This window comes from Ectothiorhodospira shaposhnikovii, from assembly GCF_016584105.1.
Lineage (GTDB): Bacteria > Pseudomonadota > Gammaproteobacteria > Ectothiorhodospirales > Ectothiorhodospiraceae > Ectothiorhodospira > Ectothiorhodospira shaposhnikovii.
The window spans coordinates 55,976-67,720 of the sequence record NZ_NRSM01000002.1 but is presented as its reverse complement, the minus strand read 5'-3'; the positions used below and the strand labels follow the sequence as shown (position 1 = coordinate 67,720).

At 61.1% G+C, this 11,745-nt stretch carries 6 protein-coding genes; all 6 read left to right on the top strand.

The window, feature by feature from the left end; all coding sequences use genetic code 11:
* The first annotated feature begins 282 nt into the window (after nucleotides 1-282).
* The 6 genes from CKO35_RS01585 to pstA all read left to right on the top strand — a co-directional run bounded on the left by CKO35_RS01585 (nucleotide 283) and on the right by pstA (nucleotide 11,727).
* Nucleotides 283-2,607: a putative bifunctional diguanylate cyclase/phosphodiesterase gene (locus CKO35_RS01585; protein ID WP_200171879.1), complete on the top strand. Its 2,325-nt coding sequence runs from the start codon at nucleotides 283-285 to the stop codon at nucleotides 2,605-2,607.
* A 4-nt stretch (nucleotides 2,608-2,611) separates the two neighbouring features.
* On the top strand, nucleotides 2,612-4,774 hold the full coding sequence (locus CKO35_RS01580) for a methyl-accepting chemotaxis protein (RefSeq protein WP_200171877.1): 2,163 nt from the start codon (nucleotides 2,612-2,614) through the stop codon (nucleotides 4,772-4,774).
* A 78-nt stretch (nucleotides 4,775-4,852) separates the two neighbouring features.
* On the top strand, nucleotides 4,853-6,226 hold the full coding sequence (locus tag CKO35_RS01575) for a YhjD/YihY/BrkB family envelope integrity protein (RefSeq protein WP_200171875.1): 1,374 nt from the start codon (nucleotides 4,853-4,855) through the stop codon (nucleotides 6,224-6,226).
* A 178-nt stretch (nucleotides 6,227-6,404) separates the two neighbouring features.
* Nucleotides 6,405-7,376 carry a PstS family phosphate ABC transporter substrate-binding protein gene (locus CKO35_RS01570; protein WP_200171873.1) on the top strand — a complete coding sequence of 324 codons (972 nt, stop codon included), beginning with the start codon at nucleotides 6,405-6,407 and terminating at the stop codon, nucleotides 7,374-7,376.
* Nucleotides 7,377-7,679: 303 nt separating this feature from the next.
* Nucleotides 7,680-9,983: an ABC transporter permease subunit gene (locus CKO35_RS01565; RefSeq protein ID WP_242466953.1), complete on the top strand. Its 2,304-nt coding sequence runs from the start codon at nucleotides 7,680-7,682 to the stop codon at nucleotides 9,981-9,983.
* Between the two features lie 70 nt (nucleotides 9,984-10,053).
* Nucleotides 10,054-11,727: a phosphate ABC transporter permease PstA gene (gene pstA / locus CKO35_RS01560; protein ID WP_200172188.1), complete on the top strand. Its 1,674-nt coding sequence runs from the start codon at nucleotides 10,054-10,056 to the stop codon at nucleotides 11,725-11,727.
* Nucleotides 11,728-11,745 lie beyond the last annotated feature (18 nt).

The window sequence follows — 11,745 nt, the reverse complement described above, 5'->3', positions numbered from 1 at the left end:
AGCGGCTCGCCGCGCAAATGGATAAGTATTCATTGGATTGTGCTACAACCTGATCATGTCCACTGTATGTAAAGTTGGTCGGAATGAGCCGTTCCCTTGCCGGTGGAAATCCGGTTCCAGGCTGAAAGGTCCTTGACTCCCGCGTTCGCGGGAATCCAGTCCCGGCTGTAAACGCTTTTGACCCCCGCGTTTGTGGGGTGACGATGGGCGACTTGTCGAGTATTTCCTTGAGGCCTGCAACAACCCCTGTTGTTCCATGATCATGCGCGAGCGGGATGGTTTATGTCGGTAATGCGGCAGCAGATTGTCAGCCTGGCGGAACTGGCCCTGTTCGGGCTCTGGGCACTGATCACTTTTCTGTTTGCCCTGGCCGCATGGCTGCGTGAAGCCGATGTCTGGACACCGCTCCTTGACATGCTGCACTGGATTTCCGCCTTTGCCCTGTCTCTGACCCTGGCATGGCGGGGTATGCGTCTGGCATCCAGAAACGATGCGGATGTGCTGTTCTGGATCGTCCTGGGGGCCGGGCTGATGCTGATTGCCGAACTGGTCTGGCATCTCCAGACGGTTGTCGGCCTGGATTCCTTCCCCGCTCCGGCCGATGCCCTGTTCCTGGCGGTAGGTCCCCTCTGGATGATCGGGCTGATGCGGGCATTGAAGCTGCATCTGCCAGCGGATCGCTTCCATTCCGCGATGCTGGACATCTGCAGCATGGTTCTTGCCCTGCTGGCGCTGGTGCTCACGCTCTATGTTCCCCATGGGGAGCAGATATCCCTGATCTCCCTGCTGGTGCTGGTGTTTTATCCGGTCAGTTTTTTCAGCGCCGCCTTTTTTGCCCTGCTCATGATCCCCGGCATGGCCTTGCGCATCACGCCGGCACACCTGCTGTTGACCGCAGGTATTGCCGCCCATGGGCTGACATGGATGCAATGGAATTTGATGGTGTTGGATGACTCGCTGGAAGCCGGCGGGGCGTTCAACATGGCCTTTGGGTTCAGTGCCCTGCTGCTGGGTGTGGGGGCCCGTTTCTGGCGTACTGAAATCCGGCGAGAGCCGGGGTATCTCAACGCCTGTGAACGGATCATGAACCATGTGCCGCTGTTTTCCATGTTACTGGCTCTGGCGTTGCTGTTTCATTTTTTCCATGTCCTGGAAGAGGCGGGGTTTGAGCGTGGCATCATCTTCGTGTGCTGTCTGCTGGCATTGCTGCTGGTGGGTGTGCGCCAGACCCACATGCTGGAAGTGCTGGAACGTTTGCGTCAGGCGGAAACGGCCATTTTGCACAACAAGGATCAGATGTTCCGGCTGGCCCATTTTGATGCCTTGACGCATCTGCCCAATCGACTGTTCTTCGAAAACCAGATGGAGCACGCCCTGCAGATAGCTGCCCGACGTCGCGACCGGGTGGCCTTCATGCTGGTGGATCTGGATCATTTCAATCAGATCAACGACATCTATGGCCACCATACCGGGGATAGGTTGTTGTGCGAAGTATCCGCCAGGATCGGACGATCCCTGGATGGTCGGTGCACTCTGGCGCGCATGGGTGGAGACGAGTTCATGGTGCTGGTGGAACAGTGTCGCTCCAGGACGGAGGTCGCGCGGCTGGCCGAGGGCATCCTGCAATCCTTTTCCCTTCCCTGGCTGGGAAGCGGGATCGATCCGCATTTTGCCACTGCAAGCATCGGCATCAGCCTGTACCCGGATGATGCCACCACCGTGGTGGAACTGATCCGCAACGCGGATCTGGCGCTGAATCAGGTGAAATCCAGCGGTCGCAACGGGTATCGCTTCTATCTGGAAGAGTACACGCTCATCGCCCGCAAGCGGCTGGAATTGAGCACTTTGCTCCATCGCGCCCTGCCGGAAGGGCAGTTCCATGTCCTGTATCAGCCGCAGATGGATGCGTCCGGACGGCTTGTGGGGGCCGAGGCGTTGTTGCGCTGGACCGTGGATGATCAGTCTGTCTCCCCCGAGGATTTCATTCCCCTGGCGGAATCCAATGGACTGATCGTGCCCATCGGGGCGTGGATCTTCCGGTCCGTCTGCCGTCAGTTGAGTCAGTGGCGGCGGGATGGGGCGGAGATCCATGCCGTGTCCATCAATATTTCAGCGGTACAGCTGCGCCGGCCGGATCTTGCCCGTCAACTGCTGGACATCGCGCGGGAGGAGGATGTATCCCCGGATGCCATCATGCTGGAGGTGACCGAATCGGAAATGCTTGATGACGAGGTTATCCCCACCGTGGTGGCCTTGCGGTCGGCCGGCTTTGGTCTGTCCATCGATGATTTCGGCACCGGGCAGTCGTCCCTGGTCAAGCTCAAGAAACTGCCGGTGAGCGAATTGAAGATCGACAAGGCCTTCGTGCGTGACATTGCCCATGACGAAGGCGATCGTCAGATCTGCGCCATGATTCTGGCCCTGTCCCACGCGCTGGGGCTGACGGTGGTGGCGGAAGGAGTGGAAACACCGGAGCAGTTTCGCCTGCTCCGTGACATGGGCTGTCATCGTTTTCAGGGATGGTTGTTTTCGCCGGCGGTGGAGGCCGATGAGCTGGTGATGGCAATGCCCGATCTGATGGCTATGTTCTCCAGGGGTCATGCTTGAGATGATGAAAACAAGATCAATCCAGTCCTTTATTGCGACATTGGTAGCGGTCTGCGTTTTGGTATTGGTTTCCGGCTACCTGTTCTATTCACTCCACTCCGGCGCCCGTACCCAGTCCTTGCTGGAGGAGCGGACCGCGGAAGAATGGGAGGCTTTGATTCAATCCCACCTGCTGGCCCTGGTGCAGACGCAGACTCTGGAGTTGCAACGGGTGTTGCAGCGCCCCGTTGCCGTGGTGCGCACCTTGGCCGAGGTCAACCTGCAAATGGGGCGTACCTATCCTGGAGGACTGCGCCAGTCAGCCATGGGCCGGGAGGAACTGACGTCTTTGGCACGATCGATCCTGGTTGCGAATCCAGGTCTTTTGAGCGTCTTCATTGGCTGGGAACCCGATGCCTTTGATGGTAGTGATGCCCTCCATGCCGGGATCACTTCTGAAGGTTATGACGATACCGGTCGTTTCATGCCCTGGTGGTACCGCGATGCCCAGGGTGCATACGTGCTGGAACCCTTGGTGGCCACTGTCATGGAAAGCACCTCCTTGCTGCCCACCGGGGTGCGGGAAGGTGAGTACTATCTATGCCCCAAGGAAACGGGCAGGCTGTGTATTATCGACCCCGCTCCCTATGAAATCAGCGGTCGGACGATGCTCATGACCTCGTTCAACGTGCCGCTCATTCTGGATGGGCGCTTCCTGGGTATTGTGGGCACCGACATCTCTCTGGATTTCATTCAATCTCTGCTTACGGCCACCAACGAGGGGCTATATGGCGGTGCGGGTGAAATGGCGCTGATCTCGGGCAACGGCCATCTGGTGGCTTCCACGGTTGCGCCCGAGGGACTGGGTGAGGAAGCCGGCCGCTGGCTGCGCCGGGACGATCTCAAGGACATTCAGCGGCGCCCGCTGGATGAAGCCCTTTACACGGTCAGGGAAGGGGGGGCGTCATCACCTGCAAGAATCGAGTTGTTCCTGAATTTTAAACTGGACAAAGAAGCGGATAGCGTCTGGACCTACATGCTCTCCCTGCCCATGGAGACGGTCATGGCGGATCTGCGTGTATTGCACCGGGATCTGCAGGAGCAGCGGCGTGCCGATACCCTGGGCATGGTCTTGATGGGCTGTTTCATGGCCGGCCTGGGATTGCTGGCTGCCTGGCTGCTGGGTCGTCGCATTGCCGAGCCATTAAGGGAAATGGTGAGCATGCTGGATGATATCGCGCGTGGCGAGGGCGATCTGACCCGGCGCCTGCAGGTGGAGCGCCGCGATGAACTGGGGGCCATGGCTTCTGGATTCAATGCCTTTCTGGAGAAACTCCAGATCATGATTCAGGCCGTTGTTGTTTCAGTGCGTCATGTCGGGGATGCCGCGGGCGATAATGTCCGTATTGCCGTGGAAACCGATGAGGCTGTACGACGGCAGCAGTCGGAAATCGATCAGGTGGCCACGGCGATGAACGAGATGACCGCCACGGCCCATGATGTGGCAGGCAACGCGGCCCATGCCGCCGAGGCCGCGCGTGATGCCAGGCAGACAGCCGGATTGGGCCGTACCCTGGTCAAGGATACCGTCGGTGCGGTTGGTGAATTGTCCACTGAAATGTCCAGGGCGGTCGACGTGATCGAGAGTCTTTCCCGGGACAGTGAAAATATCACTGCCATCCTGGTGGCCATCCGTGGTATTGCCGAGCAAACGAATCTGCTGGCCCTGAACGCCGCCATTGAGGCCGCCCGTGCCGGCGAGCAGGGCAGAGGGTTTGCGGTGGTGGCCGATGAAGTGCGTAATCTGGCGCAAAAGACGCAGCAATCCACTGGCGAGATACAGGCCATGATCGAACTACTGCAGCAGGGGAGTCGTAATGCGGTTGCGGTCATGGCGGACAGCCGCGAACGGGTGGAAGGTACGGTTCGCCAGGCCGCCGAGGCCGCCGAGGCGCTGGAGCGTATCGATCAGGCCATCATCGCCATCAATGACCTCAATGCCCAGATTGCCAGTGCAGCAGAGGAGCAAAGTGCCGTGGCGGAAGAAATCAACCGTAACGTGGTCAACATCGGCGACATGGCCCAGCGGGTTGCCGAAGGGGCCGAGCAGACTCGGGCCGGCAGTGAGCAACTGGCCCGGGAGGCGGAAGAGCAACAGCGTCTTGTGAAGCAGTTCAAGGTTTCATAAGGGGTTTGCACACATGTGACAGCCTGCTCCCGCGGGGCCTATCATGGTGCCATGCGTATTCTGCAAAGGAGCCGATAGGTGAAGATCGCGGACTATCCCGAGCACCTGAGAAAACTGGTGAAACAGGGTGACCTGAGGCGCATGCCCCGGTCCCAGGCCTGGGCGGTGGGCACGGCCCGGGCGGTCATGAGCATCGGCCGGGAGGTTTCCGCCGGTCAGCTCAACCTGCATGCCATGAGTCTGGTCTATACCAGCCTGCTGTCGGTGGTGCCGTTGCTGGCCCTGTCCTTTTCCGTGCTCAAGGGCTTTGGCGCCCATAACGCGGTGGAACCGTTTATGCTGACAGTGCTGGAGCCCCTGGGCGAGCAGGGAGAAGAGATCACCGCCAACGTGGTGGGCTTCGTGGATAACATGCGGGTCGGGGTGCTGGGCTTCATCGGCCTGATCTTCCTCTTTTTCACCGTGGTCGGCCTGATCCAGAAGGTGGAGACGGCCTTCAATTACATCTGGCATGTGACCTGCCCGCGCGGTTTTGCCCAGCGCTTCGCCAGTTATCTCAGCGTGATCCTGGTGGGGCCTGTGCTGATCTTCTCCGCCCTTGGCATCACGGCCTCGGTGATGGCCACGGATGTCGTACAGAGGGCCATGGACTATGGCCTGGTGGGGGAGTCAGTGGCGTTGTTGAGTCGCCTGGTGCCGTATCTGCTGGTGACGATGGCTTTCGCCTTCATTTATGTCTTCGTGCCCAATACCCGCGTGAAACCGCTGCCCGCGCTGGCGGGGGCGCTCCTGGCCGCGCTGCTCTGGCAGACCACAGGCTGGGGCTTTGCCTCCATGATGGCCGGGTCCACCCGGTACGATGCCATCTATTCCGGCTTTGCCATCGTCATCATGGCGCTGTTCTGGCTGTATCTGAACTGGCTGATCCTGTTGGTGGGCTCCCATGTGGCCTTCTATGTGCAGAATCCCGGCTATCTGCATGTGGCCCAGGGGGGGCCGGTCAGACTTTCGGGGGATCTGCAGGAGCGTCTGGCGTTGAGGGTGATGCGGCTTGCCGCGGAACGCTTTTATCGGGGCGAGGGACCGACACCCAGGGCACGGATGGCCCGCGCGTTCAATTTGCCGGAAGAGGCCCTGATGCCGGTGCTGGAGGCCCTGAAGCAGGCCGGTCTGCTGGTGGCGGCGGGGAAGGAGGAGGCAGCCTATGTGCCCGGGCGGGATCTGGAACGAATCAATCTGAAAGAGGTTCTGGATTCGGTGCGGGGCTATGGCAGTTCGTTGCTGGATGACGGGCTGCCTGGTGAGGATCGGCATGTGGACCGCGTGTTGCTGGAGCGGGATGAGATGCTGCGGGAGCACCTGGGGGGCATGACCCTGAAGGCACTGGTGACCGACGAGAGACCAGCAAGGGGTACTGCCAACGGGGATAGTTCCGGCGGGGCGGATGCCTGAGCCATCGGTGCCGTGCCGGTTCACTGGCCGGCTCCCGCCTGTCCGGGCGGGCTGTCACCAAAATGTCATGACCCCTTCACAAACCTGACACCGCGGATTCTCATACTGCCCCAAGTCAAGACCGTAGCCCTTGCGGGCTTAATGACACACGCACACCCCTGTCCAGAGGAAATCAATGATGAACCTGAAGAAGGCCCTTGTCGCCGGCGTGGCCGCGGCCCTGATGGTCTCCGCGCCCGCCATGGCTGATCGCGTCGACCCCAACCTGCCCGACTACCAGCGCGTCTCCGGCATCTCGGGCAATCTGTCCTCCATCGGCTCGGATACACTGAACAACCTCATGACCCTCTGGGCCGAGGAATTCAGCCGTTTCTATCCTAACGTCAACATTCAGATCCAGGGTGCCGGTTCCGGTACCGCCCCGCCGGCCATCACCCAGGGCACCGCCAACTTCGGCCCCATGAGCCGCGCCATGCGCTCATCCGAGATCCAGGCTTTCGAGCAGGCCCATGGCTATCCCCCCACTGAAGTAGGCGTGGCCATCGACATGGTGGCGGTGTTCGTGAACAAGGATAACCCCATTCAGGGCATGTCCATTCCCCAGGTGGACGCGGTGTTCTCCGCCACCCGCCGCTGCGGCCATCCCGAAGACATCACCCGCTGGGGCCAGCTGGGTCTGACCGGTGCCTGGGCCAACCGCGACTTCACCCTCTACAGCCGTAACGCCGTCTCCGGCACCTATGGCTTCTTCCGTGAATTCGCCCTTTGCGGTGGTGACTTCAAGCCCAGCATCAACGAGCAGCCCGGTTCCGCCTCCGTGGTTCAGGGTGTGACCGAGTCCATCAACGGCATCGGCTATTCCGGCATCGGCTATCAGACCGCCGGTGTGCGCGCCATTGCCATCGGCAAGGATGAGTCCCAGCTCTTCGAGCCCACGGCGGAAAATGCCGCCACCGGTGACTATCCGCTGGCCCGTCAGTTGCTGGTCTACGTGAACGCCCACCCCAATCGGGGCATGGCGCCGCTGGAAAACGAGTTCATCAAGCTCATTCTGTCCAAGCAGGGGCAGGAAATCGTATTCCGTGACGGCTTCATCCCCCTGCCGGCCTCCGTGGTTGCCCAGGTGCGTGAGCGCGTCGGCGTGAAGTAATCGATCCTTGCGATCGACTGTAAGCCGGCCCCGGCGAGGTATCGCCGGGGCCGGTTTTTTTGTGTCCCACTTCCGTCACTTCCGTCACTTCCGTCACTTCCGCGAAAGCGGGAGCCCAGGCCTTTCAGTCCATCACTGGATTCCCGCTTTCGCGGGAATGACGGCATGCATGCACGGTAACCCATGAAATATGACAGTCCGTAACCGTACTGTCACTTTCATGGGTTACCGTGCGCGCATTGAGCAATCCGGATCGGTCCAGTCCATCCGCTCCCCAGAATCCCCTTCGGACGGCGATTACCCATGACTGATGTATCCATCACAGCCCCGGGCAAGGACGGCAGGTCGTCAGACTTGACCTCGCTGCTCCCCAGCGGTGAAAAACGTGCACGTCTGCGCAAGTGGCGCTATTTCAAGGACGGAGTGTCCCGTTATGGCGTGGGTGCCGGCGGGATCGGAGTGGTCTTTGCCCTGGGCCTGATCTTTGTTTATCTCTTTTACGAGGTGTTTCCGTTGCTGGTGCCGGCGGATGTCTCCGTTGAAAGCACCTACCAGCTTCCCGGTGATGCCGATGCCGATACCCTGTTTCTGACCCTGGAGCGCTATCAGGAACTGGGGGTGCGCTTTTCCGACCGCGGTATCGCCACCTTCTTTGAAACCGGAGATGGCCGCGTCCGCGACCAGGTGCCCATGCCCATCCCCGAAGGGGTGGCTGTCACCAGCTTTGCCCATGGCGAGGCTCGCCAGCGACTGGTGGCCTACGGTCTGTCGGACGGCAGCGCCATCGTCGGCCGCCATGCCTATGACCTGAGCTATCCGGATGACATCCGTTATATCACGCCCAAGGTGGATTTCCCCCTGGGGGATGAGCCGGTGGTGGTGGACCCGCAGGGCAGGGCCCTGATGCAGATCGCCCTTCAGGAAGGCCCCCAGGGCTTCGTGCTGGCGGCGCTCACCGAAGACAACCGTTTGCTTATGAGCCGGGTACGCAGCACCACCAACCTCTTCACCGGGGCCGTGGACGTGCGGAGGGATTCTTTCCAGTTGCCGTCTCCGCCCGGCAACACCCGGCAGATCCTGGTGTCCGGGGATCATCGCAGTGTCTTTGTCGCCGATGACCTGGGGCAACTCCATTACTACGACATCTCCGTGCCGGCTAATGCCCGTCTGGCCGATTCCGGCCGGGTGGTTCCCCAAGGACATCAGATTACCGCCATGGACTTCCTGGTGGGTACCCTGTCCATCATCGTCGGTGGTTCCGATGGTTCGGTGTCCCAGTGGTTCCTGGTGCGGGATGAACAGAATCTTCACCACCTGACCCTGGTGCGTGAATTCGAGCGCCACGGCGCCCCCATCACCGCTATCGCCACCGAACTGGCTCGCAAGGGGTTCTACGTGGGGGATGCCTCCGGCGTATTGGGCATCCATTACGCCACCTCGCACCGGACCCTGCTCAAGCGTCAGCTGATCGATGGCCCCATTCGTGGCATCGGCCTGTCGCCGGTGAACCGGGCCATGCTGATCGAGGGTGATGACGGTCGGCTGTTGCATATGAATCTGCGCAATCCTCACCCCCAGGCCTCCCTGCAGGCCCTGTGGGGGCGGGTCTGGTATGAGGGGCGTGCCGAAAAAGACTATATCTGGCAGTCTTCCGGCGCCACCGATGACTTCGAGCCCAAGTTCAGCCTCATTCCTGTGACCCTGGGTACCCTGAAGGCGGCTTTCTTTGCCATGCTGTTCGCCACCCCGCTGGCCATCATGGGTGCCATTTATACCGCCTACTTCATGCAGCGGCATCTGCGCACCGTGGTCAAGCCCACGGTGGAGATCATGGAGGCGTTGCCCACCGTGATCCTGGGTTTCCTGGCGGGCCTGTGGCTGGCGCCGTTCATCGAGTCCCACCTGCCGGCCGTGTTCAGCATTCTCATCCTCATGCCGTTGGCCATGCTGGTGGCCGGTTTTGCCTGGATGCGAATGCCGATGAACGTACGCCAGTACGTCCCCCTGGGGATGGAGATCCTGGTGCTGGTGCCGGTGATCCTGCTGGTGGGCTGGCTGTGCGTCGCCGCCAGTCCCCTGATGGAAGTGCTGTTCTTTAGCGGCAGCATGCGTCAGTGGTTGACCGACGTGGGCATCACCTACGACCAGCGCAATGCCCTGGTGGTGGGGATCGCCATGGGCTTTGCCGTCATCCCCACCATCTTCTCCATTGCCGAGGATGCGGTGTTCAACGTGCCCAAGCATCTGACTCAGGGTTCCCTGGCCCTTGGGGCCACCCCCTGGCAGACGGTGGTGGGGGTGGTGCTGCCCACCGCCAGCCCCGGCATTTTCGCCGCCGTGATGATGGGCTTCGGCCGGGCCGTGGGCGAGACCATGATTGTGCTGATGGCCACCGGCAACAGTCCGGTGATCAACTTCAACATCTTTGAGGGCATGCGCACCCTCTCGGCCAACATCGCCGTGGAACTGACCGAGACCGCCGTGGGCAGCACCCACTATCGCATCCTGTTCTTCTCAGCCCTGGTGCTGCTGATCCTCACCTTCGTGGTGAATACGGCGGCCGAGATCATCCGCCAGCGCCTGCGTCAGCGCTACAGCAACCTGTAGGCCGGGAAGGGATAAATATGATGTTTTATCTGGAATTTGACCGGAACGTGCCGGGAACAAGCAAATGACTCTGAATAACTGGATCAAGAGCGGCAGCCCCTGGATCTGGCTCAATGCCGGCGCCATCGCCATCAGCATGATCATGGTGGTGGGTCTTCTGGCCCTCATCCTGGTACGCGGCTTCTCCCACTTCTGGCCCTCGCCGATCCTGATGACGGATCTGACCACCCAGGACGGTCGCGAGATACGCATTGTCGGTGAACTGTCCCGTTCCCAGGTGCTGCCGGCCCAGGTGCTGCGGGATGCGGGAGTCCCCATTGATGATGATATCCAACTGGTCACCCGTCACCTGATCAAGCAGGGCAACCGGGATGTCTGGGGCCGGGACTTTGTCTGGTATCCGGAAACCGGCATGGGCGAGTGGTCGTATCCCAGGAATGCCATGCGTCTGGAACGGCGTGAATGGGGCGATTTCTACGGCTTCCCCGTGCGCATCCTGGAGCAGGGCCGCACCGTGGCGGAAGGGGACTCCCTGTGGCCGGAACTGCAGCAACGCATTCGCCGCGCCAATGGCATCTTCGATGAGATCCGCCGCATCGAGCGCCGGGAGATCGGTAACGTCAATTTCCGCATGGAGCGTGTGCGTCTGAACGAGCGGCGCCTGGACCTGCAATTCCGTGAAGGCCGCATCGGCGTGGCCGAGCGGGACCAGGGCATGGCGGCGCTGGCCGCCCAGCGTCTTGAACTGGATCAGGAATACGCCGTACTGCAGGAGCGCCTGGACGCGCTTTACAAGGATGTGCGCAGGGACACCCTGGTGGCCCAGGTGATGGATGGTCGGGAATGGGAAATCCCCATGGCCCAGATCATCCGCGCCGTGCAACCCAACAGCATGTCCGTCTTCAGCAAGACCGGGCTCTATATCACCCAGTTCTGGGAGTTCATGAGCGGTTATCCCCGGGAGGCCAACACCGAGGGCGGCATCTTCCCGGCCATCTTCGGTACCGTGACCATGGTGTTCGTCATGTCCATCATCGTCACGCCTTTCGGCGTGCTGGCCGCCATCTACCTGCGGGAATATGCCCGTCAGGGGCCGTTGCTGCGGGTGATCCGCATCTCCGTGTACAACCTGGCGGGGGTGCCCTCCATCGTCTTCGGGGTGTTCGGCCTGGGGTTCTTCGTCTACTTCATGGGGGGGGCCATTGACCGCAACTTCTACCCGGAGGCCCTGCCGTCACCCACCTTCGGCACGCCGGGCCTGATGTGGGCCTCTTTCACCCTGGCCCTGCTGACCTTGCCGGTGGTGATCGTGGCCACGGAGGAAGGGTTGTCGCGGATTCCGAGCACCATTCGCCACGGCAGTCTGGCCCTGGGGGCCACCAAGGCGGAGACCCTCTGGAAGGTGGTGGTACCCCTGGCCACGCCGGCGATGATGACCGGCCTGATCCTGGCCATCGCCCGGGCCGCGGGGGAGGTGGCGCCGCTGATGCTGGTGGGGGTGGTGAAGCTGGCCCCGACCCTGCCCATCGACGGCAATTTCCCCTTCATCCACCTGGAGCGCAAGATCATGCACCTGGGCTTCCACATCTATGATGTGGGTTTCCAGAGCCCCAACGTGGAGGCGGCCCAGCCCCTGGTCTATGCGACGGCCCTCACCCTGGTGGCCCTGATCGTGATGCTCAACCTGACCGCCATCAGCATTCGTAACCATCTGCGCGAGAAATATCGCGGCGAGTCGGATTGATCCCGGTCGAAGAGATTC